21 protein-coding genes and 1 pseudogene are annotated in these 24,626 nt (G+C 68.0%); 7 read left to right on the forward strand and 15 right to left on the reverse strand.

What is annotated here, in order from left to right; all coding sequences use genetic code 11:
- Positions 1–9: 9 nt before the first annotated feature.
- From CAL28_RS25425 to CAL28_RS25445, 5 genes are all read right to left on the reverse strand, one after another.
- On the reverse strand, positions 10–1,692 hold the full coding sequence (locus CAL28_RS25425) for an AMP-binding protein (RefSeq protein ID WP_094843893.1): 1,683 nt from the start codon (positions 1,690–1,692) through the stop codon (positions 10–12).
- 22 nt (positions 1,693–1,714) lie between these two features.
- On the reverse strand, positions 1,715–2,902 hold the full coding sequence (locus tag CAL28_RS25430; protein ID WP_094843894.1) for an acyl-CoA dehydrogenase family protein: 1,188 nt from the start codon (positions 2,900–2,902) through the stop codon (positions 1,715–1,717).
- Positions 2,903–2,970: 68 nt separating this feature from the next.
- Positions 2,971–3,801, reverse strand: a complete 831-nt coding sequence (locus CAL28_RS25435; RefSeq protein WP_094844860.1) for an enoyl-CoA hydratase family protein — start codon at positions 3,799–3,801, stop codon at positions 2,971–2,973.
- A gap of 151 nt (positions 3,802–3,952) precedes the next feature.
- The gene (locus tag CAL28_RS25440) at positions 3,953–4,747 is read right to left on the reverse strand and encodes an SDR family NAD(P)-dependent oxidoreductase (protein ID WP_094843895.1); all 795 of its coding nucleotides are present in this window, start codon (positions 4,745–4,747) and stop codon (positions 3,953–3,955) included.
- The gene (locus CAL28_RS25445) at positions 4,744–7,182 is read right to left on the reverse strand and encodes a bifunctional salicylyl-CoA 5-hydroxylase/oxidoreductase (protein ID WP_094843896.1); all 2,439 of its coding nucleotides are present in this window, start codon (positions 7,180–7,182) and stop codon (positions 4,744–4,746) included. Before CAL28_RS25445 ends, CAL28_RS25440 begins: the two co-directional genes overlap by 4 nt.
- A 465-nt stretch (positions 7,183–7,647) precedes the next feature.
- Between CAL28_RS25445 and CAL28_RS25450 the strand changes: the two genes are divergently transcribed.
- From CAL28_RS25450 to CAL28_RS25460, 3 genes are all read left to right on the forward strand, one after another.
- Positions 7,648–7,845 (forward strand): hypothetical protein, encoded by a 198-nt coding sequence (locus CAL28_RS25450; protein ID WP_094843897.1) that lies wholly within the window; start codon positions 7,648–7,650, stop codon positions 7,843–7,845.
- A gap of 88 nt (positions 7,846–7,933) precedes the next feature.
- The gene (locus CAL28_RS25455; RefSeq protein WP_094843898.1) at positions 7,934–10,144 is read left to right on the forward strand and encodes a phosphocholine-specific phospholipase C; all 2,211 of its coding nucleotides are present in this window, start codon (positions 7,934–7,936) and stop codon (positions 10,142–10,144) included.
- A 61-nt stretch (positions 10,145–10,205) separates the two neighbouring features.
- Positions 10,206–10,991: a DeoR/GlpR family DNA-binding transcription regulator gene (locus CAL28_RS25460; protein ID WP_094843899.1), complete on the forward strand. Its 786-nt coding sequence runs from the start codon at positions 10,206–10,208 to the stop codon at positions 10,989–10,991.
- Here CAL28_RS25460 and CAL28_RS25465 read toward each other — a convergent pair.
- The 10 genes and pseudogenes from CAL28_RS25465 to CAL28_RS25510 all read right to left on the reverse strand — a co-directional run bounded on the left by CAL28_RS25465 (position 10,889) and on the right by CAL28_RS25510 (position 20,366).
- The gene (locus CAL28_RS25465; protein WP_094844861.1) at positions 10,889–11,581 is read right to left on the reverse strand and encodes a GNAT family N-acetyltransferase; all 693 of its coding nucleotides are present in this window, start codon (positions 11,579–11,581) and stop codon (positions 10,889–10,891) included. The genes CAL28_RS25460 and CAL28_RS25465 overlap by 103 nt on opposite strands.
- A gap of 92 nt (positions 11,582–11,673) precedes the next feature.
- On the reverse strand, positions 11,674–12,477 hold the full coding sequence (gene siaD, locus CAL28_RS25470) for a biofilm regulation diguanylate cyclase SiaD (protein WP_094843900.1): 804 nt from the start codon (positions 12,475–12,477) through the stop codon (positions 11,674–11,676).
- Positions 12,477–12,851 (reverse strand): biofilm regulation phosphoprotein SiaC, encoded by a 375-nt coding sequence (gene siaC / locus CAL28_RS25475; RefSeq protein ID WP_094843901.1) that lies wholly within the window; start codon positions 12,849–12,851, stop codon positions 12,477–12,479. The genes siaD and siaC overlap by 1 nt, the downstream gene beginning before the upstream one ends.
- 28 nt (positions 12,852–12,879) lie before the next feature.
- The gene (siaB, locus tag CAL28_RS25480) at positions 12,880–13,422 is read right to left on the reverse strand and encodes a biofilm regulation protein kinase SiaB (protein WP_094843902.1); all 543 of its coding nucleotides are present in this window, start codon (positions 13,420–13,422) and stop codon (positions 12,880–12,882) included.
- A gap of 18 nt (positions 13,423–13,440) precedes the next feature.
- Positions 13,441–15,429 carry a biofilm regulation protein phosphatase SiaA gene (gene siaA / locus CAL28_RS25485; RefSeq protein WP_094843903.1) on the reverse strand — a complete coding sequence of 663 codons (1,989 nt, stop codon included), beginning with the start codon at positions 15,427–15,429 and terminating at the stop codon, positions 13,441–13,443.
- A 282-nt stretch (positions 15,430–15,711) separates the two neighbouring features.
- The gene (locus CAL28_RS25490) at positions 15,712–16,422 is read right to left on the reverse strand and encodes an ABC transporter ATP-binding protein (RefSeq protein ID WP_094844862.1); all 711 of its coding nucleotides are present in this window, start codon (positions 16,420–16,422) and stop codon (positions 15,712–15,714) included.
- A gap of 20 nt (positions 16,423–16,442) precedes the next feature.
- On the reverse strand, positions 16,443–17,267 hold the full coding sequence (locus CAL28_RS25495; RefSeq protein ID WP_254926331.1) for an ABC transporter ATP-binding protein: 825 nt from the start codon (positions 17,265–17,267) through the stop codon (positions 16,443–16,445).
- A gap of 72 nt (positions 17,268–17,339) precedes the next feature.
- Positions 17,340–18,272 (reverse strand): annotated as a pseudogene (locus CAL28_RS25500) (branched-chain amino acid ABC transporter permease); the annotation flags it as partial.
- Between the two features lie 2 nt (positions 18,273–18,274).
- A complete protein-coding gene (locus CAL28_RS25505; protein ID WP_094843904.1) occupies positions 18,275–19,195 on the reverse strand; it encodes a branched-chain amino acid ABC transporter permease in 921 nt (306 codons plus the stop codon).
- 7 nt (positions 19,196–19,202) lie between these two features.
- Positions 19,203–20,366, reverse strand: a complete 1,164-nt coding sequence (locus tag CAL28_RS25510; RefSeq protein WP_094843905.1) for an ABC transporter substrate-binding protein — start codon at positions 20,364–20,366, stop codon at positions 19,203–19,205.
- A gap of 161 nt (positions 20,367–20,527) precedes the next feature.
- On the opposite strand from CAL28_RS25510, the gene CAL28_RS25515 reads away from it, so the two are divergent.
- The 4 genes from CAL28_RS25515 (at position 20,528) to argJ (ending at position 24,612) form a co-directional block, all read left to right on the forward strand.
- On the forward strand, positions 20,528–21,457 hold the full coding sequence (locus CAL28_RS25515) for an alpha/beta hydrolase (RefSeq protein WP_094843906.1): 930 nt from the start codon (positions 20,528–20,530) through the stop codon (positions 21,455–21,457).
- Positions 21,454–21,942 (forward strand): MarR family winged helix-turn-helix transcriptional regulator, encoded by a 489-nt coding sequence (locus CAL28_RS25520; RefSeq protein ID WP_094843907.1) that lies wholly within the window; start codon positions 21,454–21,456, stop codon positions 21,940–21,942. The genes CAL28_RS25515 and CAL28_RS25520 overlap by 4 nt, the downstream gene beginning before the upstream one ends.
- Positions 21,943–21,969: 27 nt before the next feature.
- Positions 21,970–23,013 carry a hypothetical protein gene (locus CAL28_RS25525; RefSeq protein ID WP_094843908.1) on the forward strand — a complete coding sequence of 348 codons (1,044 nt, stop codon included), beginning with the start codon at positions 21,970–21,972 and terminating at the stop codon, positions 23,011–23,013.
- A gap of 372 nt (positions 23,014–23,385) precedes the next feature.
- On the forward strand, positions 23,386–24,612 hold the full coding sequence (gene argJ, locus CAL28_RS25530; protein WP_094843909.1) for a bifunctional glutamate N-acetyltransferase/amino-acid acetyltransferase ArgJ: 1,227 nt from the start codon (positions 23,386–23,388) through the stop codon (positions 24,610–24,612).
- Positions 24,613–24,626 lie beyond the last annotated feature (14 nt).

Consider the following 24,626-nt stretch of genomic DNA (forward strand, 5'->3'; position numbering starts at 1 on the left):
AGGTCCATCCTATTGTGATTCGCGCTGCGCCTGCTGGCGCAGGACGAAGCGTTGCAGTTTTCCGGTCTCGGTACGCGGCAGCGCGTCGACGAAAACGATAGCGCGGGGGTATTTGTAGGGCGCGATCGCCGCCTTGACGAAGTCCTGCATGGCCGCGGCCAGCCCGGCATCGCCCCGGAAGCCCGGCTTGAGCACGACATAGGCCTTCACGACCTGGCCGCGTTCGTCGTCGGGCGCCCCGACCACGCCGCATTCCGCCACGGCGGGGTGGCGCAGCAGCGCATCCTCGACTTCCGGCCCGGCGATGTTGTAGCCGGCCGTGACGATCATGTCGTCGTTGCGCGCCTGGTAGAAGAAATAACCGTCGGCGTCCTGCACGAAGGTATCGCCCGGCAGGTTCCAGCCCGCGCGCACGAATTCGCGCTGGCGCGGATCGGCCAGGTAGCGGCAGCCGGTCGGCCCCTTGACCGCCAGCTTGCCCGGCTGGCCCGGGGGCACCGGGCGCATGTTTTCGTCCACCACCTGGGCAATGTAGCCGGGCACGACGCGGCCGATCGCGCCCCGCCGCACTTCGTTTTCGGGACTGGAGACGAAGACGTGGATCATTTCCGTGCCGCCGATGCCGTCGATCATTTCGATGCCGGTGGCCTGCTTCCACAGTTGCCGCGTGGCATCCGGCAGCGCTTCCCCCGCCGATACGCTCTTGCGCAGGGACGACAGGTCGTAGCGCGCGGCCAGACCGGCCATCTGCCGATAGAAGGTGGGCGCGGTAAACACGATGGTGGCGCGGAAATCCTGCACCAGCTTGAGCAGTCCATCGGGCGTGAGCTTCTCGGCAAGAACCGCGCAGGCGCCGATGCGCAGCGGAAAGCAAAGCAGTCCGCCCAGTCCGAAGGTGAAGGCCAGCGGCGGCGTCCCGCAGAAGATGTCGTCGGACGTGGGACGGATGACATGGCGCGGGAACAGATCGCACATCGCCATCACGTCGCGGTGGAAATGCATGCAGCCCTTGGGCTTGCCGGTGGTGCCGCTGGTGAAGGCGATCAGGCAGACATCGTCTGCGGCCGTGTCGCAGGCGGTGTAGCCATCCGGCTTGGCGCGGGCCAGGGTATCCAGGCTGTCGGGCCCCGCGTCATTGAAATAGACGATGCGTTGCAGGTCGGGGCAGTGGTATTCGTGGCCGGGTTGCAGGCACGGCAGCGCCTCGTCCTTGAGCCGCACGTCGCACAGCATGGCGCTGACGCGCGCCTTGTCGATGATCTGCTTCAGTTCCTTGGCGCGCAGCAGCGGCATGGTCGGTACGGTCACCATGCCGGCCTTGATGGCGCCCAGCCAGGACGCCGCCATCATGGGATTGTTCGGCCCGCGCAGCAGGACGCGGTTGCCGGGCACCAGGCCCATGTCTTCCACCAGCACGCGCGCGATGCGGTCGGTCAGCGCCGCCAGTTCGGCGTAGGTCATGGCGGACTGGCCACCGTCGGCCGTCGGCCAGCGCAGCGCGACACGGTCGCCCTGCCCGCGCGCCACGACGGCATCGACCAGCTCGACGGCGCAGTTCAGCCGCGCCGGATACACGGCATCCGGCCCCTCCAGCAGCAGCTCGGGCCACTCCTGCGACGGCGGCAGATTGTCCCGGGCAAAGGTGTCGACGTGCGCCGTGCCGCGCGCCGCTCCTTCCAAGGTTTCTTGCATGACGTTCCCCTTGATGCCGGAGTCAGGCCCCGGCTTGGCCGCCCTTGAGCAATGCGCGGGCGATGATAAGTTTCTGTACTTCGGTCGCGCCTTCGTAGATGCGCAGGGCGCGAATTTCGCGATACAGCTTTTCCACCGGCATGCCGGACACCACGCCGGCGCCGCCGAACATCTGCAGGGCTCGGTCGATCACGGACTGCGCCGATTCGGTGGCCATCATCTTGGCCATCGCGGCCTCGCGGGTGGTGGGGCGTCCCTGCACGTCGCGCTGCCAGGCGGCGCGATAGGTCAGTAGCGCCGATGCATCGATGGCGGTGGCCATATCGCCCAGCGCGGCCTGCGTCAGCTGCAGGTCGCCCAGCGCCTGCCCGAACATGCGTCGCGACCGTGCCCGGTCCAGGGCCTCGTCCAGCGCCCGGCGGGCGAAGCCGAGCGCCGCCGCCGCGACCGAGGCGCGGAATATATCCAGCGTCATCATCGCCAGCTTGAAGCCCTGTCCGGCCTCGCCCAGGCGCTGGGAGACCGGCACGCGGCAGTCCTCGAAACGCAGCGTCGCCAAAGGATGCGGGGCGATGACCTGGATGCGCTCGGCGATGCGCAATCCCGGCGTGCCGGCGTCGACCACGAAGGCGCTGATGCCGCGCGCCCCGGGCGCCTCGCCGGTACGCGCGAAGACGCAATAGAAGTCCGCGATACCGCCATTGGATATCCAGGTCTTGGCGCCGTTCAGCACATAGTGGTCGCCATCGCGCCGCGCTTCGCATGCCATCGCGGCCACATCGGAACCCGCTTCGGCCTCGGACAGCGCGAAGGCCGCGATCGCCTCGCCGCGCGCCACGCGCGGCAGATAGCGCGCGCGCAGCGCATCCGAGCCGGCCAACGCGATCGCGCCGCTGCCCAGCCCCTGCATGGCAAGGGCGAAATCCGCCAGGCCGTCATGGCGCGCCAGGGTTTCGCGCAGGATGCAGACGGCGCGCGAGTCCACCGCGGGCAAGACGCCGCCCCACCCGCCTTGCGGCCCGGCGGGAACGCAATAGCGCAGCCACCCCGCCTGTCCCAGCCTGCCGACCAGCTCGCGGCAGGCGGCATCGGTGTCGGCGTGGTCGATCCCGGCCAGGGCCGATGCGCACCAGGCCCGCGCCCGCGCGGCCAGGTCGCGATGCGTATCGTCGAAGAAGGGCCAATCCAGCCAATCGTTTTCTGCGTTCACGTCGAGTGTCCTTTACGGGGCGATCGCCGCGCGGCCGCGCCGGTCCCGCGGCGCCGCCACGCCGCGCGTCAGTCGCCTTCGAAGCGGGGTTGCCGCTTATCCACGAAGGCTTCGTAGGCGCGGCGGAAATCGCGCGTCTGCATGCAGATGGCCTGCGCCTGGGCTTCCGCCTCGATGGCTTCGTCCACCCCCATGTTCCATTCCTGGTGCAGCAATTTTTTCGTCATGCCATGCGCGAAGGTCGGGCCCGCGGCGAGCCGGCCGGCCAGCTCGCATGCTGCCGGCATCAGGGCATCCGGCTCGTGCAGGGCATTGAAGAAGCCCCACGCCGCGCCCTCCTGCGCGGTCATGGCCCGGCCCGTGTACAGCAGCTCGGATGCCCTGCCCTGCCCGATCATGCGGGGCAGCAGCGTGCAGGCACCCATATCCGCCCCGGCCAGGCCCACGCGGGTGAACAGGAAGGCGGTGCGCGCGCGTGGCGTACCCAGCCGCATATCGGCCGCCAGGGCCATCATGGCGCCGGCGCCCGCGCAAACGCCATCGACCGCCGCGACGATGGGCTGCGGGCAGGCGCGCATGGCCTTGACCAGATCGCCGGTCATGCGCGTGAAGTCCAGCAGTTCCGGCATGGCCATGCGGGTGAGCGGGCCGATGATCTCGTGCACGTCCCCGCCCGAACAGAAGTTGCCGCCGGCCCCGGTGACCACCACGACCTTGACGTCGGTTGCGTACACCAGCGCGCGAAACAGGTCGCGCAGCTCCGCGTAGGAATCGAAGGTCAGGGGATTCTTGCGTTCCGGGCGGTTCAGCGTGATCAGGCCGACCTTGCCGTCCTCGAGCGCGTCCCAGCGGAAAGTGCGCGGCTGGCTCCCGGCCAGCGGGCGGCGATGATGCGCCATGCCGTGTTCCCCGGCGGGATCGGGCGCTTCGTTGTGCCGCGGCGCGGCGTTTTGCGGCTTGTCGTTCACTGTCGTATCTCCTGTCGCTGCGCGCGCGGCCGGCAGGGCGGCGCGCGTTCGCGGGCACGCCGGGCGCTGCCCGGGCCCGGCGCTATCCCACCATGATTTCCCCGCCATCCACGGGGATGGACTGGCCATTGATCGCAGCGGCGCCCGGCTGGCACAGCCATGCGACGGCGTGCGCCACTTCCTCCGGCTGCACCAGCCGGCCCTGCGGATTCCGGCGCGCCAACGTTTCGCGCGCGCGCGTTTCGTCCATGCCGGTCTTCGCCGCGATATTGCGTGCCGCATCGCGCACGATATCGGTATCGGTATAGCCCGGGCAGACCGCATTCACCGTAATCCCCTTGCCTGCCGTTTCCAGCGCCAGCGCCCGCGTCAGTCCGATGACGCCGTGCTTGGCGGCGCAATAGGCGCTGACATAGGCATACCCCGCAAGCCCGGCCGTGCTGGCCACATTGACGATGCGGCCCCACCCTTCCTGCAGCATGCCGGGCAGCACCGCCTGGATGCAATGGAAGGGGCCGCTCAGGTTGACCGCCAGCATGCTCTCCCACAGGGCCGCATCGGTGCGGTCGAAGCGCTCGCTGCGGGCCTGGCCGGCGTTGTTCACCAGGATGCCGATCGGCCCCGATGCGCGGGCCGCGGCGGCGCAAGCCTGTCGCACCGCGTGCGGATCCGTCACGTCGGCGGCCTGCCAGCGCACGGCGCCGCCGGGCCCGGCCAGCGGCGCCAGCGCGGCCGCCGCCGTTGCCAGCGAGGCCTCGTCGCGGCCCAGCAGCGTCACGGAAGCACCGTCGCGCAGCAGGCGCTCCGCGATCGCATGGCCGATGCCGCGGCTGCCGCCGGTGACCAGCGCGTGACGGCCATCGAGGGGGGCGCTCATGTTTCGCTCCTGGCATCGGCCTGCGGCGCGGTCGCGGCGCGGGCGAAATTGGTTTCCAGCTGGCGCTTGCCGGCCAGGTAGTGCACCGGCCAATCGACATCGGTATAGCCCACGCGCGCCGCCTCGCGCAGCGTCCAGGCGGAGTCGGCCAGGTGCGGCCGCGCCAGCGCGCAGAGGTCGGCACGGCCCGACGCGATAATGCCGTTGACGTGGTCGGCCTCGAAGATCGCGCCCACCGCGATGGTCGGGATATCGGCCTCGTTGCGTACGCGGTCGGCGAAGGGCGTCTGGTACATGCGTCCGTACACCGGATGCTGGTCTGGACTGACCTGGCCGGACGAGCAGTCGATCATGTCGGCGCCGGCGGCCTTGAAGCGGCGCGCGATCTCCACGGCGTCGTCGGCGGTGATGCCGCCTTCCACCCAATCGTGCGCGGAGATGCGCACGGACATCGGCAGGCGGCGGGGCCAGGCCTCACGCACCGCCGCAAAGACCTCCAGCGGATAGCGCAAGCGGGCATCGAGATCGCCGCCGTATTCGTCGTCGCGCCGATTGGTCAGCGGCGAAATGAAGCTGGACAACAGGTAGCCGTGGGCGCAATGCAATTCCAGCCAGTCGAATCCGGCCACCGCGGCGCGCCGCGCGGCGGCCACGAAATCGTCGCGCACGCGGTCCATGTCCGCGCGGCTCATCGCGCGCGGTGTCTGCGATATTCCAGGCAGGTAGGGCAGTGCCGACGCCGACAGCAGCGGCCAGTTGTCCGACGGCAGGGGATGGTCCATGCGCTGCCAGCCCAGCTGGGTGGAGCCCTTGCGGCCGGCGTGGCCCAGCTGGATACCGACGCGCGCGTCGCTGTGGCCATGGATGAAGCCGACGATACGGGCAAAGGCCGCGCCCTGCGCGTCGTTCCACAGGCCCGGGCAGCCCGGCGTAATGCGCGCATCGGGCGACGTGCAGGTCATCTCCACCATGACCAGGCCGGCGCCCCCAAGGGCTTTCGCTCCCAGGTGCACCAGATGGAAGTCGCCCGGCACGCCGTCCGTGCAGGCGTACATGGCCATGGGCGACACCACGATGCGGTTCTTCAGGCGCACACCGCGCGCTTCGTATGGCGTCAGCATGGGTAGCGGCGGCCGTTCGCGCGCGTCGACGTCGACGCCGGCGCGCGCGGCCAGCCAGCGTTCATAGCCCTGCAGCCAGTCCGGATCGCGCAGGCGCAGGTTCTCGTGCGAGATCCGCTGCGACCGCGTCAGCAGCGAATAGGCGAACTGCTCCGGCTGCAGGCAGGCGTAGCGATCGACGTGCTCGAACCATTCGGTGGAATTGCGCGCGGCATTCTGGATCTTCAGGACCTCGACGCCGCGGATCTCTTCATAGCGCAGCAGGGCCGCGCGCAGCGCGTCGATGCTTGCCGCATCGGCTTGCGGCGCCGGCGTGCCGTTGCCGGCGGGCGAGTCGGCGGCCGGCCGCCGCGTGGCGGACGCGCCGGCCGTGAGCTGGTCCGCCAGTTCGATGGCGTCTTCCAGCGCCAGCTTGGTGCCGGAGCCGATGGAGAAATGCGCGCTATGCGCGGCGTCGCCCATCAGCACCACGGGAACCTCGCGCCGCCCGCTGGGCGTGTCCAGGGTGTTCCAGCGCACCCAGTGTCCGCAGATCACGCGCGGGAAACGGATCCAGATGGCGGATCCGCGCAGGTGGCGGGCGTTGCTCATCAGCGGTTTGCCGTCCAGCCAGGGCGCGAACAGGGATTCGCAATAGCGTATGCCCTCTTCCTGGCTCATCTTGTCCAGGCCCGCAGCCTGCCAGGTCGATTCCGGCGTTTCGACGATGAAGGTGGAAAGGCCCGGCTCAAAGCGGTACGCGTGCGCCTGGAACCAGCCGTGCGGGGTCTGGACGAAGGCGAAGGTAAAGGCATCGAAGGCTTTCTCCGTCCCCAGCCAGACGAAGCGGTTGCGTCGCAGGTCGATGTCGGGCTCGAAGGTATCCGCGTAGGTGTCGCGCACGCGGCTGTTGATGCCGTCGGCGGCGATCACCAGGTCGGCATCGTAGCGGCGCGCCAGGGCCTGGTCGTCGTCCACCAGGGTTTCGAATACCAGCTCGACGCCGACCTGCTCGCATCGCGCCTGCAGGATGTTCAGCAGCTTCTTGCGGCCGATGCCGATGAAGCCATGTCCGCCGCTGCGCAGGGTACGACCCTTGAAGTGGATATCGATGTCGTCCCAATGGTTGAAGGCGTCGCTGATTTCGCGCGCGGAAACGGGATCGGCGCGGCGCAGGTTTTCCATGGTCGCGTCGGAGAAGACCACGCCCCAGCCGAAGGTGTCGTACGGACGATTTCGTTCGACCACCGTAACCCGGTTGTCCGGGTTGCGCAGTTTCATCAACAGGCCGAAGTACAGCCCCGCGGGACCGCCGCCCAGGCACACTATCTTCATCGCATCACTCGCAATCCGGTACGGCCGCGCGGCCGGGAGTTTGAAGCCTGGATAGTTTAGGCTTCAAATATATCCCGGCACGCGGGACGCCGCAAGGCCCGCCGCGCGCGGGTCCCGATCCGGCGGCCCGGCGCGCGCCGCATTCCAGGCGCACGGCGCCCTGGTCCCGCATCCGACATCCTGGCGCATCCCGCATCCCTGGCGTATCACCGCATCACGGGTGCACCCCGCATCCCCAGCGCATCCCCTCCGCTTTCCAGGCATTGCCGCCGCGTCCTGCCATATCAACGCCACATTTCCGCCACGTTCCTTAAATTTCCCTGTCACCGCCATGTCACCTCGCGGGCCCATCATGCGTTTGCACTTTTTTGGAATTGTGCGTTTGAGTGCGTTTCGACGCGCCGGACGCCGCGCGCGGCTCACCGTCCAGGTGGGCCGCTTCCGCCACCCCTCTTCCCTTGCCGCATGAAACCGACCCCTATCCGACGCCCCCACGCCCGTCCCGGCTCGCGCTGGCCCACGCTGCTGGCCGCCCTGGCCGTCGCCTGCTCGCTGACCGCCTGCGGCGGCGACCATGAGGACGACACCCCGACGCCCCCCGACACCCCCACGCAGCCCGCGCCGGATCAACCGCCGGCGCCGGTGCTGCACTGCGCGCCGTAGCCATCGCGCCCCTTCTTTCCGATAGCAGCCCGGCGGCATCGCCTCCGCCGCGTAGGCCCTCGCGCCACAACCCATCCGCGAACCGACAATGATCAACAACGCCAAACGCAAGTTCCTGCGCAACAGCCTGGGGGCCACCGCGTCCCTGACCGCACTGAGCATGTTTCCGCCCAGCATCCGCCGCGCGCTGGCCATCCCGGCGAACAACCGCACGGGCACGATCAAGGACGTCGAGCACGTCGTCATCCTGATGCAGGAGAACCGCTCGTTCGACAACTACTTCGGCACCCTGGCCGGCGTGCGCGGCTTCGGCGACCGCTTCACCATTCCGCTGCCCAACGCCCTGAACGTGTGGCAGCAGCTGAATGCCAACGGCAAGCCCATCCTGCCCTACCACCTGGACCAGACGCAGGGCAACGCGCAACGCGTCAGCGGCACGCCGCACGGCTGGACGGACGCGCGCGACGCCTGGGACAAAGGCCGCATGTACCAATGGGCCCGCTTCAAGAAACAGCAATCCATGGGGTACTTCACCGAGCAGGAAGCGCCTTTCCAGTTCGCGCTGGCCGATGCCTTCACCGTGTGCGACGGGTATTTCTGCTCGCTGCATGGCGGCACCAATACCAACCGCCTGTTCTTCTGGACCGGCACCAACGGCGCCAACACGCCGGCCGGCCGCGTGGTCGTGAACAATGTCTGGGACGGGCTGGACACCACCACCGACCTGGCCACCACCGGCTTCGACTGGATGACGTACCCGGAGCGATTGACGCAAGCCGGCGTGTCCTGGATGGTCTACCAGAACATGCCCGACAACTTCACCGACAACTCGCTCATCGGTTTCAAGCAATATCGCGACGCCAACCTGCGCTCGGGCAAACCGGTGTATCACGACGTCCCGGTCAATCCGCCCTACAACCCCGCGACGGACGACGCCGGCAATCCGCTGTACAAGGGCATCGCCAATACCATGCCGGACGGCGGCTTCCTCGCCACGTTCAAACAGGACATCCTGGACGGCAAGCTCGCCCAGGTCTCGTGGATCGTCGCGCCGGAAACCTATTCCGAACATCCCGGGCCTTCCAGCCCCGTGCAGGGCGGCTGGTACACGCAGGAGGTGCTGGACGCGCTGACGGCCAATCCGGAGGTCTGGTCCAAGACGGTGCTGCTGATCAACTTCGACGAGAACGACGGTTTCTTCGATCACGTCCCGCCGCCATGCGCGCCCTCGCTGGACATCGCGTCCGGCACCACATCCGGCAAGTCGACGCTGAGCGCCGCCGACATGTCCTACGAGTACTACACGCACAGCGCGGTGCCCAATACCTCGATGCCCGCACCCGATGGCGACTGCTATGGACCGGGGCCGCGCGTGCCCATGTATGTGATCTCGCCCTGGAGCCGCGGCGGCTGGGTGAACTCGCAGCAGTTCGATCACACATCCGTATTGCGCTTCCTCGAAGCCCGCTTCGGCGTGGCGGAAACCCAGATCAGCCCGTATCGCCGCGCCGTCTTCGGCGACCTGACCTCGGCCTTCAACTTCGCCACGCCGAACGACAACCCGCTGCCCACCCTGGGCGGCAGGCGCACCCGCAACGACGCGGACACCCTGCGCATCTCGCAGGACGCGCTGGGCCAGGTCGCGCTGCCCACGCCACAGGACCTGCCGCGCCAGGACAGCGGCACCCGGCCGTCGCGCGCCCTGCCCTATGAACTGCACACCAGCGCCCGCGCCGATGCGGCCAGCGGCAAGGTGACCTTGATCTTCGCCAATACGGGTTCCGCCGCCGCGGTGTTCCACGTCTACGACCGGCTACACCTGGACCGCATTCCGCGGCGCTACGCGGTCGAGGCCGGCAAGCAGCTGGACGACAGCTGGGACGCCAACGCCGCGGACGATGGCCGGTACGACCTTTGGGTACTGGGGCCGAACGGCTACCACCGCGCCTTTGCCGGCGACCTGTCGGCGCAGGCCGCCAGCGGTGCCGCCGTGCCGGAGATCCGCGTCTGCTATGACGTGGCGAACGGCAACGTCTACCTGACCGCGCTGAATACCGGCGGCAAGGATGCGCGCATCACCGTGCGGGCCAAGGCCTACCGCGATGACGGGCCATGGAACCTGACGGTGGCCCCGGGCGCCAGCCAGGACCTGCACTGGGATCTGAAGGACAGCGCGCGATGGTACGATTTCGTCGCCACCTGCGCCGGACAGCCCGGCTGGTCGCGCCGTTTCGCCGGCCGCGTCGAAACGGGCCAGGACGGCCTGAGCGATCCCGCGATGGGCATGCAGGACCTTTAAGGGGTGAGGCGGCCGCGCAGCGCCGCGGCCCCTCGCGCAACCGACGACAACCCGATCCGACATGCTGCAGGAAGAACGCATTGCCCGCATCCAGGCCCTGCTCGGCGCCTATGCGCGCATGAGCACCGAGCGACTGGCGCGGGAACTCTCGGTTTCGCGCGAAACGGTGCGCCGCGACATCCTGGAACTCGAAGCCCAGGGCGCCCTGCGGCGCGTGCATGGCGGTGTGGTGACGACGGCGGCTCACGCCGAGCCGCCCTACGCCCAGCGCCAGCACCTGCGCGCCCGCGAAAAGCGGGCCATCGCCCGCGCCGTACTGCCGATGCTGGCGCCGGGACAGGTCATCCTGCTGGACGCCGGCACCACCACCGGCTACCTGGCTGAAGCGCTGTGCGGCCTGGCCGGCCTGACCGTCATCACGAACTCGCTCGGCATCGCCATGACGCTCTCGGAACGGACCGGCCCGGGCGCCGCGCCGCGCCATGAAGTCATCCTGCTGGGCGGAACCCCGCACGGCGATGTACCGGCGACCTACGGCAGCGGCACCATCAACGAAATCGGCCGCTACCATGCGGACCTGGCCCTGCTATCGCCGGTGGGACTCAGCGCCATCCATGGGGCCACCAGCTACGCCCATCACGAAGCCGCGATCGCGCAAGCGATGGCAGCGCAGGCCAGGGAACGGGTACTGCTGGCCGACCACGGCAAGATCGGCCTGGTCAGCCGGGTTCGCTATGCCAGCCCTCAGGACGTCAGCCGCATCGTTACCAACGCGCACGCGGACACCGGTGTCGAAGAAGAACTGCGGCGCTGGCGCGGCGCCGGCGTGGAGGTCGTGCTGGCCTGACGGCCCCCTGGCGCGGACCCATTCGACAATGCCGCCGTGCGGCGGCTCAAGCGATACAGGACATGTTGCGCCAGGGGATGCCCGGCCGGCAAGGCAGGATGCGAGAAATCACCGGCCGGGTCGCGCGTCATGCCGATCCGAGCCATGACGCGGCGCGATCTTTCGTTCGCGGGAACGGTGAAGGACACGATCTCGTCCAGCCCCAGCTCATTGAACCCGTAGGCGAGCACCTCGCGCGCGCCTTCGCTGGCCAGCCCCTGCCCCCAGTACCGGGCGTCCAGGCGCCAGCCGATCTCGAAACATGGCGCGAACGGCACCGCGAAATCCTGGTACTTCAAGCCGATAAAGCCGAGGAGTGCTCCCGAAGACGTGAGTTCCGCGGCGAAATAACAGCATTTGTCCCGCGCATAAAGCGCGTTTTGCATCTCGAAGAAACGTCGCGCCATCTCTGGCGAAACGGGGCCTGGCAGGAATTCCGTAACGCGGGGGTCGGCGTTGAGCGCGACATAGGGGGCCAGGTCTTCGTCGCGCCACAGGCGTAAGCGAAGTCGTGGCGTGTGCAGGACGCCCGGGTCGGGTGGCGGGATCATTCGGCGGCGATGGCAGCTTTTGGAGAGCCCGATATGATAGCGACCCATCCGCGCGAACAGGCGCGTACCTGGGCCTTATCGGACCTTCACGGCTAAAGCGCCGGGCGCCGCTCCAGCGCGACACGGTCGCGACCGGCCTGCTTGGCCAGGTACAGGGCGCGGTCCGCGCGGCTCAGGGTGGTGGAAACGCTTTCGCCGTTGCGATGCAGGGCCATGCCGACGCTGACGGTCAGCAGCAGTTGCTCGCCCTCGACTTCGATGGCATTGCCGCGCACGCCCGCCAGGATGCGGTCGATGACGGCCTCGCCTTCCTCCAGGCTGATATTGGGCAACAGCACCAGGAATTCCTCGCCGCCCCAGCGCGCCACGTCATCGCTATCGCGCACGGAGCAACGCATGATGTCGGCCAGCCGCGTCAAGGCGCGATCGCCGGCATCGTGGCCGTAGCGGTCGTTGATGCGCTTGAAATGGTCGACGTCCAGCATGGCCACGACGAAGGCCGGCTGGTCCGCTTCCGCGGCAAGGGACAGTTCCTTCATGCGCTCCATCAGCGCCCGGCGATTCAGCAGATTGGTCAGCGGATCGCGGATCGAGGATTCCTTCAGCGCGGCATTCATGTCGCGCATCATTTCCTGGTAGCCGTCGGAGATGCGCACCAGCTTGGCCAGGCGCTTCAGCTCGCGGTCGTAGCGCGCCACCAGGCCCAGTTCGCGCTGTCGCGCCATCATCTGGAAGGCATCCGACAGATATGAAATGCGCTCGATGCGTTCCAACTGCTCGTTGGTGTGCTGCCAGAGTTCATCGAGCACGCCGCGCAGCGGGTGATCCGCGTAGCCGGGCTCATCCAGCATGGACTGGATGCGCGCCTCGAGATCCTGGTAGCGCTTCTTTTTCATCAGCGGCCGACGACCGTAAAGGGGAAGGTACAGTCTTCCTTGAACTCTTCGGCCAGTTCGCCGACGCGTTCGTTGCGGCTGTCGTAGTACCAGGTCACCGCCACGTCGTGGCCGTCTCCGTGCGCCGCTTCGAGCAGGTCGAAGATGTCCATGACGGCCTTGACGCTGCTGGTGTTCAGATACTGCAGCTCCAGGATGACGGACAGCGCCTGGCGGGTGGAGGCCAGGTAGTCGTCCACCCACTGGATAACCGGCCCGAACAACTCGAAGGAGTTCTCGGGATAGGAGTCGCCACTCAGGTGCAGGCTTCCCTTCGAGCGGTCGGTCACGATGGCCGGCGTCGATTGGGAGGCGGGGATATTGAGTTCTTTCATTTTGGTTGTTGCTCGAGAGCAATACGGATCAGATGACTACGCTCAGGCTGAAAAAACCACGGCCGTCGCCGTGCGCGCTGAGCGAGGCCTCGATGCCGGCACTGGCGCGGCGCGCCAGGTCTATCAGGCCAAGGCCGGCGCCGGTGGAGGCGGACGGATCGCGCGGCTGGCGCAACTGCGTTTTGTAGGCCGCCTTCAGTTCGGCCTTGTCCATCGCCGCCAGCTCGCGCACGCGTTCGACCAGGCGTTCGCCATCGGCCAGCTCGACGCGATTGCCCGCGCTGACGGTATAGCGTCCCTGCTCGTCGCGGGCGATCACGACGGTGGCCGCCGCGTCGGCATCGCCGTAGCCCTGCTGCATGGCGTACTGGCGGATGTTCTGCGTCATCTCGATATAGGCCGAGAACACGTCCATGGCTTCCGCGGGACGCGCCATCTGGGTTTCCAGGTAGTTCTTCAGCGCGTTGCCGATCTCCTCGATAAGGCTGCGGGAGATGGGCCCGTTGAAGCAAAGCAGCGTGCGGTCCTGGTTGAATCGCTCCCGCAGCGCGTAAAGGTCCGATGCTTTCATGGATGTGGGTCTGGAAAGTTATTCGAAGCGAAAGGAAAGTATGGTGATGTCGTCGCGCTGCGGCAAGTCGCCTCGGTATTCCTCCAGGACCCTGTCCAATGCCTCGGCCTGGGCGCCCAGCGGCAGCCGCGCCATCTCTATCAGTGTGCGGGTGAAGCGTGTGCTGCCGAATCCGAAGCCGTGGTCGCCGCCCGCCTGGTCCAGGAAGCCATCGGTACTCAGGTAGAACGTCATGCCCGCGGCCAGGGGCAAGGTCAGGTTGGCGTACTCGCCCTGGCGCTTGTCGCCCAGCGCCCGGCGCGCGCCGCGATGCTCGCGGCAGTCCACGCCGTCGGTTTCGTACAGCGAAATCTTGGCGCCGGCGAACAGCAGCTTACCGGATGCGCGGTCAATATAGACCAGACCGGCGTCGGTGTTGGTCGCCAGGGCGTGCGGTACCTGCATATCGGCCAGCATCGCCCGGATGGCGGCGTCGGTACGCGCCAGGATGGCGGCCGGATCCGACGGCCCGGTCTCGGCAATGGCCACGTCCACGGCGGCCCGCACCAGCATCGTCATCAGCGCGCCCGGCACGCCATGCCCCGCGCAGTCCATCACGCCCAGCAGGCAGTTATCGCCATCGGCGCGGAAGACATAGAAATCGCCACCCACCACATCGCGGGGTTTCCACATGACGAAGTGATGCGTTCCCAGCGACTGCGCCATCTGGCGGCGCGGCAGGATGGCCTGCTGGATCAGGCTGGCATAGTCGATGGAGTCGCCGATCTTCTTGTTGGCGCTGGCCATGGCCAGGTTGGCGGCTTCCAGCGCGCGCGTGCGCTCGCGCACCTTGCTTTCGAGCTCCTGGGTATGGGTTCGAACCTTTTCCGCCATCACGCCGAAGGCCCGGCTGAGATCGCCGATTTCGTCGGCACCGCCCTTGGGCAGGCCCACATCGTAGCGGCCATCCGCGATGGCGCGCGCCGACTGCTGCAGTTTGCGTATCGGCCGCAGCACCAGGCGGTTGACCGCGTAGCCGAAGGCGGCCAGCAGGCCGCAGATCAGCAGCACCACGGCCGCGGCGGCCGGCCACAGGCCGGCGGTATCGACGATGCGCGCCGCGTGCAGGTCGACGGCAGCCAGCACATACCAGTGCAGCTCCGGCACATACGACACCGACATCAGCTGGCGTTTGCCCTGCAGGCGTACCCAGATCGCCTGCGCGGCGTCCGGCGTTTTCGGCGCGTCGCGCAGTGCCTGCGCCAATGCGGCGCGGCCGGCCTCGTCCTGGATCAGCGTGAATATCCGTCCGCGCTTGCCGTCCTCGACGGCGCCGGAGTTGTAATCGATCAGCGCCGGATCGGGGTGCGCCTGGATGCTGCCCTTTTCGTCGATGATGATGGGCGTGACGCCGGGTTCGCCGCTGCCGACGAATTCATGCAGGAAGTCGCTCAGGTCCAGGCTGGCGCCGCCGATGGCCAGGGGCTTGCCCTGGTCGCGCACGATCACATTGAACCAGACCCGGGTAAGCTTGAGCTTGCCGTCGGGATTGACGTTGATGTTGTAGTCCGCGCTGGACCGCAGGCTGTCGTAGAACCAGCGGTCTTCCGGGTCGCCGGGATGCAGCTGGTAGCGCGGCGCGTCGGAAAACGGTTTGCCCGCCTCGTTGAAGTAATATTTGCCGCTGGCGGCGTTGATCAGGAAGTAGGCATGGGAACGCAGCGCGGCGCGGTAGCCTTCCGCTTCCTTGAAGAAGCGGTCGCGCTTGTCGGCGTTGTTTTCGTCCCGCATCCAATCGATGGCCAGTTGCGACTGGGCCAGCCGCTGCGACAGCGCAAGCTCGCGTGCAACCGGGGCCAGAATGCGCTGGCGGCTAAGCAGCGCGAAGTTGTCGGCATAGGCGCGGCCGAAATGCTCGCGCACCTGCTCCATGGCGTGCCAACCGAGCAATGCGGTGGGAATCAGCGCCAGCAGGCATGCCAGCACCAGCGCGAGCAGCGATTTCGCCCGCAAACCTAACTTCGCCATGAATTCCTATCCCCTACCAGGCCGCGGGTGCCCCCGGGCAATCAAGACGGCTCTGGTATCCGACCGGCGCCGCAGCCGCGCGTTGGACCACGTACGGTCGACTGTAAGTGTAGAGGGGCGTATCCACCGGATTACCCTTGAAAACGAGGCAAAATTGGCTGCTCCAAGCGGCTTCGGGCACATCCGCCCGGCGCTGCGGCGCAACAATACGATGGCGAGCGCGTTTATTTCGAAAATTTGCCCCACCGGCGCCGGCCTGAAGGCCCGGGTGGCAGGGGGCCCTCACACGCCCAGGTAGCGGCTCCACAGCCCGCGGTCGGCGTCCAGCTGGCGCGAATCGCCCGTCCATACGATGCGTCCCCGCTCCAGGATGATGTGGCGGTCGGCCAGGGCCAGCAACCGCTCGACATATTTGTCGATCACCAGGATGGTCTGTCCGGCCGCCCGCAGGCGCGCCAGGCAGGCCCAGATTTCCTCGCGCACCTTGGGTGCCAGTCCTTCGGTCGCCTCGTCCAGAATGAGCAGGCGCGGGTTGGTCACCAGCGCGCGGCCGATGGCAAGCATCTGCTGCTCGCCGCCGGACAGCTGGTTGCCCATATTGCCGGCGCGCTCGGCCAGGCGGGGAAAGAGCTCGCAAACGCGTTCGGGCGTCCATGGCGCGGCGCCCGGGACGGCGCCGTGCCGGGTCGTGGCGAAAGCGGTCAGGTGCTCGCGCACGGTCAGATTGGGAAAGCACTGGCGCCCTTCCGGGACGATGGCGATCCCGGCGCGCGCGATGCGGTCGGTCGCCCAGCCGCCGATCTCGCGCCCGTCGAAGCGGATGCCCCCCGCCTTCAGGGGCAACTCGCCGAACAGCGTGCGCAGCAAGGTGGTCTTGCCCATACCGTTGCGGCCCAGCAGGGTGACCACTTCTCCGGCGTTGACGGACATGTCGACGCCGAACAGCACCTGGCTGGCGCCGTAGCCGCTTTGCACGCCTTGCAGATGGAGCATCGCGCCGTCCACGCCCTCGCTCATGTCGTCGCGAGCGGACTTGCGTCCATCTCGTCCCCAAGATAGGCCTGGCGCACCGCCGCGTCATTGCGGATTTCCTCTGGGGTGCCCGTGGCGATGATCCGTCCATAGACCAGCACCGAGATGCGGTCGGCCAGACGGAATACGGCTTCCATATCGTGTTCGACCAGCAGCATGGCGGCGCGCCCGCGCATCGATTCGATCAGGTCGGCCAGCCGCGCGGTTTCGTCCGGTCCCATTCCGGCCATGGGTTCGTCCAGCAGCAGCACACTGGGCCGCGCGGCCAGCGCCAGCGCGAACTCCAGTTTGCGCTGCTCGCCATGCGGCAGGGTATCGGCACGGCGGGCCAGTTGCTCTTCGTCCAGGCCGCATTCCCGCGCCAGCGCGTGGGCGGCGTGATACAGGGGGCGATCGGCGCTGCGCGGGCTCCAGCAGCCCAGGCCGCCGCCGTCGTGCGCCTGAACGGCCAGCATCAGGTTGTCGCGCACGGACAGGCGCTTGAATATATTGGTGATCTGATAGGACCGGGAGAGGCCGGCGGCGACGCGCTGATGCGCGGCCAGATGCGTGATGTCGGCGTCGTTCAGTCGCAGCCTGCCGGCATCGGCCGGCAGCGTGCCGGCAAGCAGATGGATCAGGGTCGACTTGCCCGCGCCGTTGGGCCCGATGACGGCATGGATTTCTCCGGGCATCAGCGTCAGGGACAGGCTGTCGGTCGCCACCAGGGCGCCGAATCGCTTGACCAGCGTTTGCGCGCTCAGCGCCGGGGACTGGGTCGAGGCCGATGGCGCCGCCGCCGCGGGCGCCGCGGATGAAGCGGGCACCGTAGCCCGGGCGGGCCGCGCGGCCGCTGCCGGCGCCGTGGCCGGCATGCCGGTAAGGTCTTCGTCTCGCGGTTTGCCCGCGAACCACGGGGCCGCCAGCCCGGCCAGCCCTCGTGGCGCGCCGAATACCACCAGCAGCAACACCAGCCCCAGCGGCAGATGCCAGTACTCGGTCCACATGCGCAGGACTTCTTCCAGCGTCAGCATCAGCGCCGCGCCCGCCAGGCCGCCATAGCGCAACCCCATGCCGCCGACCAGCACCATGATCAGCAGGTTCGCCGACTGTGTCCAATGCATCAGGTTCGGCGACACGAACAGATTGTTATTGGCCAGCAGCGCCCCCGCCAGCCCGGCCACCGCGGCACCGACGACAAAAGCCGCGAGCTTGATCCGGTAGACGGGATAACCCAGCGCCACCATGCGCGATTCGTTTTCGCGCACGCCTTGCAGCGCGGCGCCGAAGCGCGAAGCGGTCAACCGGTTCAAGCCCGCCGACAGCAGCACGAACACCAGAAGCACCACGTAGTAGAACGGCACATCGGCGCCAAGATCGATGCCGGGCAAGGCGGCCGGCCCGGGCAGGTTCAGGCCGTCCTCGCCGCCATACTGGCGCAGCGAAATGAAGACGTAATACAGCATCTGCGCGAAGGCCAGCGTGATCATGATGAAGTAGACGCCGCGCGTGCGCAGCGATATCGCACCGGTGATCCAGGCCAGCAGCCCGGCCAGTGCCGCCGCCGCGGGCCACACGATGAACGCCGACCGCACGCCCGCCACGCCCAGTATCGCCGCCGCGTAGGCCCCCGCGCCGAAGAAGGCCGCATGCCCCAGCGCGACCATGCCGCCGTAGCCCAGCACCAAGTTCAGGCCCGCGGCCGCCAGCGCGAAGATCAGTACCCGTCGCACGAACGAGATATAGAAGTCCAGGCCCATGAAGGGCGCGACCAACGGGAACAGCGCCAGCGCGGCCACTCCCACCATCGTCCACATCGTTGTACGTCGCATGGTCAGCCGCGCGCGGGAAACAGGCCGGCGGGACGGAACACCAGCACCGCCGCCATCAGGATGTAGATGGACAAGGCCGCCAGCGTGGGGCCGACGCTCCCGGCCACCGACGGCGCGAAAACCTGGCGCAGCAATAGCGGCAGGAAGGCACGGCCGGCGGTATCGACCATGCCGACCAGCAGCGCGCCGACGAAGGCGCCTCGTATGGAGCCGATGCCGCCGATCACGATGCACACCAGGACGAGGATCAGGATGTCTTCCCCCATGCCGACCTGCACCGCCGTCAGCGGCCCCAGCAGCGCGCCGGCCACCGCGGCCAGCATCGCGCCCAGGCAGAAGACGCCCAGGAACAACAGCGGCACGCGCACGCCCATGCGGGTGGCCATCTGCCGGTTCGATGCGCCCGCGCGCACCAGCACCCCGGCGCGGGTGCGCGTCACGAACAGATAGAGGCCAAGCGCCACCAGCAGGCCGGCGACGATGATCATCAGGCGATACGAGGAATACATCAGGTCCGGCAACAGGCGCACGGGTCCGCTCAGGGCCGCCGGCGTGGCCAGCATGACCGGCGCCGGTCCCCAGATCATTTTGACGAGGTCTCCCGCGATCAGGATGACCGCGTACGTGCCCAGGACCTGCGCCAGATGGTCGCGCACCGCCAGGCGGCGGATCAACACCAGCTCCAGCACGGCGCCGATGGCTCCGGTGGCCAGCGCCGCCACGCACACGGCGGCCAGGAAGGAACCGGTGCGCTGCATGGTTTCGGCCGCCACGTAGGCGCCCGCCATGTACAGCGAACCGTGCGCCAGGTTCAGGATGTCCATCACGCCGAAGACCAGGGTCAGGCCGGCGGCGATCAGGAACAACATCAGGCCGAATTGCAGTCCGTTGAGCAATTGCTCCAGGACGAGCGTGTATCCCATGGCGCGGTCAGAGTTTGCACTGGCCGACGTAGACGTCTTGGTAGTGATCGACCGCCTTGCCCACCAGCTTGTTGGTCACGCGGCCGCTGCCGTCCTTGTCGACCACGCGCACGTAGTAGGCCTGGATGGGATAGTGGTTGGCGCCGTAGGTGAACTTGCCCCGCACCGACGTGAAGTCGGCCTTGGACAGGGCGGCCACGATGGCCTGGCGGTCGCTGGCCTTGCCGCCGCTCTGCCTGACGGCCGCGTCCATGGCCATGATCGCGTCATAGGCCTGCGCCGCGTACAGCGACGGATAGCGGCCGTTGTATTCCTTGCGGAAGGCGGCCACGAAGTCCTTGTTGGCCGGCACGTCCAGGTCATGCGCCCATTGCGCCGTGTTGTACATGCCGATCATGTCGGCGCCGACGGCCTGGATCACGTCCTCGTCGGCGGAGAACCCCGGCCCCACCAGCGCGATTCCGCCCTTCAGCCCGGCGCCGACGAATTGCTTGATGAAATTGATGCCCATGCCGCCGGGCAGGAAGATATACACGGCATCCGGCTTGGCGGCGCGTATCTGCGCGAGCTCCGCGGCATAGTCCAGTTGGCCCAGCTTGGTATAGATTTCCTCGGCCACCGGCGACTTGTAGCCGCGCTTGAAGCCGGTCAGCGCGTCGCGCCCGGCCGGATAGTCCGGCGCGATGATCAGCATCTTCTTGTAGCCGCGGTCGGCCGCCATTTTGCCCGCCACCTCATGGAAGGCATCGTTCTGGTACGCCGTGCCGAACCAGTAGGTGTTGCATTGCTCGCCGGCATACTGGCTGGGACCGGGATTGTTCGACAGGTACGGGACCTTGGCGGCGAATAGCGCGGGGCCGACCGCCAGCGCCACGTTCGATCCGATGGGGCCGGTGAAGAAATCGATCTTTTCGCGCTGGATATAGCGCGTGACCAGTTGCCGCGCCTGGTCGGGATTGCCGCCCATGTCCGTCTGCAGGAACTCGGCGGGCTGGCCGCCCAGCTTGTTGCCCAGTTGCTTGATGGCCAGGTTGAACCCATCGCGGGCTTCGGCGCCCAGGGCCGAGAACGGTCCGGAAATATCGTTGGCGATGCCGACCTTGATGGTGTCCGCCGCGGCAATGCCGGGCAGCAGCGCGGCGGCCGCGATGAGAGACGGGATGAAACGCATGCGATGCTCCTGGCGCGAGCCGCGCCGGCCGGTTCTTGAATGTGTGAGATGCGGTTCCACGGACCGCCAGCGCCTAGATTCCCCCCTGCGCGCTGGCGTCCGACATAGTTTAGGTTTAAAGTAATGCGCGGAACAAGTCTAGGGTTTTTACCAATATCCCCATGGCACCCCTCTATCGCGACTACGATCGCGCCGCGCTGGATATCCAATACAACGCACGCGCCACCGCACCCGATTTCAGCGACATCATGCGCCAGTATGCCGAACAAAGCCGGCATGCGCGCCAGACGCTGCCCTGCGTGGCCGACGTGGCCTACGGCGATCACGCCGACGAAACGCTGGATATTTTCCCATCGGCCCGCCCCGGCGCCGCGCCGGTGTTCGTGTTCCTGCACGGCGGCTACTGGCGCCTGCTGTCCAAGGACGATTCCAGCGCCATGGCGCCCGTGTTCACGCGCGCCGGCGCGGTGCTGGTCGCGGTGAATTATTCCCTGGCGCCGGCGGTCACGCTGGACCGCATCGTGGACCAGATCCGCCGCGCCATGGCGTGGCTGCACCGGAACATCGCCGCGCATGGCGGCGACCCGGCGCGCATCCACGTCGGCGGCAGCTCGGCGGGCGGTCATCTGGCCGGCATGCTGCTGACGGACGACTGGCAGGCGCGCTACGGCGTGCCGGCCGATATCGTCCGCGGCGCTGCGCCCTTGTCGGGCCTGTTCGACCTGACGCCGCTGGTGCACACGCACATCAACGAATGGATGCGCCTGACGCCGGAATCGGCCGCGCGCAACAGCCCGATGCTGCACCTGCCCGCCACGCCCCCGCCCGTCGTCGCCAGCCATGGCGCAAACGAGACCGACGAATTCAAACGGCAAACGCGCGACTACGTGGATGCGCTGCGCGCCCGCGGCGGCGATGCCCGCTATGTGCCGATGCCGGGCAGCAACCATTTCGATATCGTGCTGCGGCTGAACGACCCCGACGCGCCCATCACGCGCGCCATCTTCGCGCAGATGGGACTGCATCCGGACGGCGGCGCCGGCGACGGGCATCCCGGCACATCGGCCCCGGCCGGCGGGCGGCAGCCATGACGCAGCCGCCCGACCTGGAATCGCGGGCCGCGCCGGACGACCATCACGCGCTGCGCCTGTGGCTGCGCCTGCTGACATGCGCAAATCTGGTGGAAGCCGAAATCCGCGGCCGCCTGCGCTCCGAATTCGATACCACGCTGCCGCGCTTCGACCTGATGGCGCAATTGCAACGCGCGCCCAAGGGCATGAAGATGGGCGAACTGTCGCGCCATATGATGGTGACCAACGGCAACATCACCGGCATCACCGATCAGCTGGAAAAGGAAGGCCTGGTCACGCGCACCAAGGTCGCGTCGGACCGGCGCACCTCGCTGATCAGGCTGACCCCGCAGGGACGCAAGACTTTCGCCCGGATGGCGCGCGCCCACGAGGCCTGGGTGAAGGAATTGTTGTCGGGTTTGCCGGAAAGCAGCCGCAACGCACTCTTTCAAACCCTGGGAGAGCTTAAACTGCAGGTCGTGGCCAGTCGCGCGCAGGCGCGCTGATTTCTTCAACGATCCGTCAGAACCCCGATGATCCCGGTCGCGCTGCCCGGCGGCAACTTCTACCCCATGCTGGCGGTTTCGCTGGTGTGCCTGGCCACGCTGCTGACCTGGATCGCCGTGCTGTGCACCAACCGGCTGGCCCGGACCCGCCTGCGCGCCCGCCCGCGCAGCAACGCCGTCGCCATGCTGGCCCTGGCCATCGTCGGCGGCATCTTCCCGGCCCGCCTGGCCCTGCACTGGTTCGATACCCGCCAGGCCGCCGCCGACCAGGCGGCCCATACCCTGGTCCTGGACGCTTCCCGGACGCTGGCGGGCATCGACATGCCGGCGGGCACGCGGCTGCTGGTCCGCCTGCCCGGTCGGCCGGACACCTTCGAGATGGCGTATTTCCCCCGTCCCGTTCCGGTCGGCGGCATCCCGGTCAACAGCCTGGAACGCTACCTGGCTCAATCCGGCGTGCGGGAATTCCGCGCCACCGGCGCGTCGGGCGCCCTGCCGGAAGACGAAAGCGCCGACGGCTGGCGCTGCACGCGCGGCCACAAAGTGGAATTCAAGGCCGACGACAACGGCGCGCTGCGCTTCAGCAGCTGCCACCTGGCGGCGGGCAACACGGTGGATGGGCAGCCGCTGCCGGCGGGCACCTGGGTCGCGCTGCGCCACGGGCCGCGCCCGGCCACGGATTTCCAGCATGTGGACGGCTGGCTGTTGCGCACCGACGGCAGCGAACCTTCCATGGTGGCCGGCATGCCGCTGCTGAAGGCGGACCTGCGGCTGGACCGCGCCCGCAAGCTGCTGTGGTTCGAGGGCAGCCTGGGCAAGGAATACACCCTGGGCCCCATGACCTACCCGGCCGGCACGCGGGTGGCGACGGCCAGCGCCACGGTCGCCGGCGCCAAACCGGGCGATCTGGTTTTCAGTCCGTCGCGCGGCCGTTCCGCCGGCCGCAACGACGGCGACGACGTGCCCTCCGGGCAATCGGTCCTGCAGTCGCCCGATGGCAGCGTGCGCGGCGTCATGAGCAACCGCGCCGCCGGCGTCCTGGACGTCGCGTCCATCGGCACCACGCCCTAGGGCCTGTTAACGCTAGAAGGAGCCTCGCATGAGTACGCAAACCGGTGGATGGCAAGGCACGAAGCGCAGTCGTGGTGATGCCACGGCGAGCATTCGTAACGCGGCCAGGCGCCGGTTTGCGTACTCACCCTTCGGGCTGGCCGAGTCCGGGGCGGCATACGTCGTTACGGACTCCACACGTGGATTAACCACGCCGCGTCGTCCGCGCCTAGTCTGCCGCCCCGGACTCGGCCAGTGCGAGGCTCCTTCTAGCGTTAACAGGCCCTAGGCCAAAACGCTGGGATAATAGGCGCCTTTGCCACCGCCGTTCCGTACGGACGGCGATTCGCCCACGCCAGCCCGTCGCATCGGGCCGCCACAGAGACTCCGCCCATGGCCGTCAACCTGAAGATCCCCTCCGAATCCGAAATTTTCCCCGTATCCGGCGTCGACATCGGCGTCGCCGAAGCCGGCATCCGCAAGGCGGGGCGACGGGATCTGACGGTGTTCCGCCTGGCCGAGGGCGCGACCGTGGCCGGCGTTTTCACGCGCAACCGCTTCCGCGCCGCGCCGGTCCAGGTATGCGAAAGCCATCTGGCGGGCGGCGACGCCATCGCGGCGCTGGTGATCAACACCGGCAACGCCAACGCCGGCACGGGCGCGGACGGCCTGGCGCGGACCCAGGCCACCTGCACCGCCCTGGCCGGCCTGCTGAAGGTCAGGCCCACCCAGATCCTGCCCTTTTCCACGGGCGTCATCCTGGAGCCGCTGCCGGTGGACCGCCTCGTGGCCGGCCTGCCCCAGGCCATCGCCACGCTGGCGCCGGACAACTGGATGAATGCCGCGCACGGCATCATGACCACGGACACGCTGCCGAAGATCTCGTCGGCGCGCAAGACCATCGGCGGCCACACCGTTACCTTTACCGGCATCAGCAAGGGGGCCGGCATGATCCGGCCCAACATGGCCACCATGCTGGGCTTCCTGGCCACCGACGCCGGCATCGCCCGGCCGCTGCTGGAAAAACTGACGCGCCAGATCGCCGACCGGTCCTTCAACCGCATTACGGTGGACGGCGATACCTCGACCAATGACTCTTTCATCGTCATCGCCACCGGCAAGTCCGGCCTGCGCGTGGAAAGCGAAAGCGACCCGCACTACGCCGAACTGGCCAGCGCGCTCGGCGACGCGGCCGCCGAACTGGCGCAGAAGATCGTCCGCGACGCCGAAGGCGCCACCAAGTTCATCACCATCCGCGTGGAAGAAGCCGGCAACACCGACGAAGCCTTGAAGGTCGCCTATGCCGTCGCCCATTCGCCGCTGGTCAAGACGGCCTTCTACGCGTCGGACCCCAACCTGGGCCGCATCCTGGCCGCCGTCGGCTATGCCGGCATCGACGACCTGGACGTCGGCCGCCTGCGCCTGTGGCTGGACGACGTGCTGGTGGCCACGCAGGGCGGCCGCAATCCCGACTACCGCGAGGAAGACGGCCAGCGCGTCATGAAGCAGGCCGAAATCCTCGTGCGCATCGCGCTGGGCCGCGGGCAGGTTGCCGACACCGTCTATACCTGCGACTTCTCGCACGAGTATGTCAGCATCAACGCGGACTACCGCTCCTGAACGGGTAGCCGATC

It is taken from the genome of Bordetella genomosp. 11 (genome assembly GCF_002261215.1).
Lineage (GTDB): Bacteria > Pseudomonadota > Gammaproteobacteria > Burkholderiales > Burkholderiaceae_B > Bordetella_C.

Excerpts from the sequence above, each read along its gene's own strand:
- CAL28_RS25425 (WP_094843893.1), bottom strand. The coding sequence starts at position 1,692 with ATGCAAGAAACCTTGGAAGGAGCGGCGCGCGGCACGGCGCACGTCGAC.
- CAL28_RS25435 (WP_094844860.1), bottom strand. The coding sequence starts at position 3,801 with ATGGCGCATCATCGCCGCCCGCTGGCCGGGAGCCAGCCGCGCACTTTC.
- CAL28_RS25440 (WP_094843895.1), bottom strand. The coding sequence starts at position 4,747 with ATGAGCGCCCCCCTCGATGGCCGTCACGCGCTGGTCACCGGCGGCAGC.
- CAL28_RS25445 (WP_094843896.1), bottom strand. The coding sequence starts at position 7,182 with ATGAAGATAGTGTGCCTGGGCGGCGGTCCCGCGGGGCTGTACTTCGGC.
- CAL28_RS25450 (WP_094843897.1), top strand. The coding sequence starts at position 7,648 with ATGAAACCGACCCCTATCCGACGCCCCCACGCCCGTCCCGGCTCGCGC.
- CAL28_RS25455 (WP_094843898.1), top strand. The coding sequence starts at position 7,934 with ATGATCAACAACGCCAAACGCAAGTTCCTGCGCAACAGCCTGGGGGCC.
- CAL28_RS25460 (WP_094843899.1), top strand. The coding sequence starts at position 10,206 with ATGCTGCAGGAAGAACGCATTGCCCGCATCCAGGCCCTGCTCGGCGCC.
- CAL28_RS25465 (WP_094844861.1), bottom strand. The coding sequence starts at position 11,581 with ATGATCCCGCCACCCGACCCGGGCGTCCTGCACACGCCACGACTTCGC.
- siaD (WP_094843900.1), bottom strand. The coding sequence starts at position 12,477 with ATGAAAAAGAAGCGCTACCAGGATCTCGAGGCGCGCATCCAGTCCATG.
- siaC (WP_094843901.1), bottom strand. The coding sequence starts at position 12,851 with ATGAAAGAACTCAATATCCCCGCCTCCCAATCGACGCCGGCCATCGTG.
- siaB (WP_094843902.1), bottom strand. The coding sequence starts at position 13,422 with ATGAAAGCATCGGACCTTTACGCGCTGCGGGAGCGATTCAACCAGGAC.
- siaA (WP_094843903.1), bottom strand. The coding sequence starts at position 15,429 with ATGGCGAAGTTAGGTTTGCGGGCGAAATCGCTGCTCGCGCTGGTGCTG.
- CAL28_RS25490 (WP_094844862.1), bottom strand. The coding sequence starts at position 16,422 with ATGCTCCATCTGCAAGGCGTGCAAAGCGGCTACGGCGCCAGCCAGGTG.
- CAL28_RS25505 (WP_094843904.1), bottom strand. The coding sequence starts at position 19,195 with ATGGGATACACGCTCGTCCTGGAGCAATTGCTCAACGGACTGCAATTC.
- CAL28_RS25510 (WP_094843905.1), bottom strand. The coding sequence starts at position 20,366 with ATGCGTTTCATCCCGTCTCTCATCGCGGCCGCCGCGCTGCTGCCCGGC.
- CAL28_RS25515 (WP_094843906.1), top strand. The coding sequence starts at position 20,528 with ATGGCACCCCTCTATCGCGACTACGATCGCGCCGCGCTGGATATCCAA.
- CAL28_RS25520 (WP_094843907.1), top strand. The coding sequence starts at position 21,454 with ATGACGCAGCCGCCCGACCTGGAATCGCGGGCCGCGCCGGACGACCAT.
- CAL28_RS25525 (WP_094843908.1), top strand. The coding sequence starts at position 21,970 with ATGATCCCGGTCGCGCTGCCCGGCGGCAACTTCTACCCCATGCTGGCG.
- argJ (WP_094843909.1), top strand. The coding sequence starts at position 23,386 with ATGGCCGTCAACCTGAAGATCCCCTCCGAATCCGAAATTTTCCCCGTA.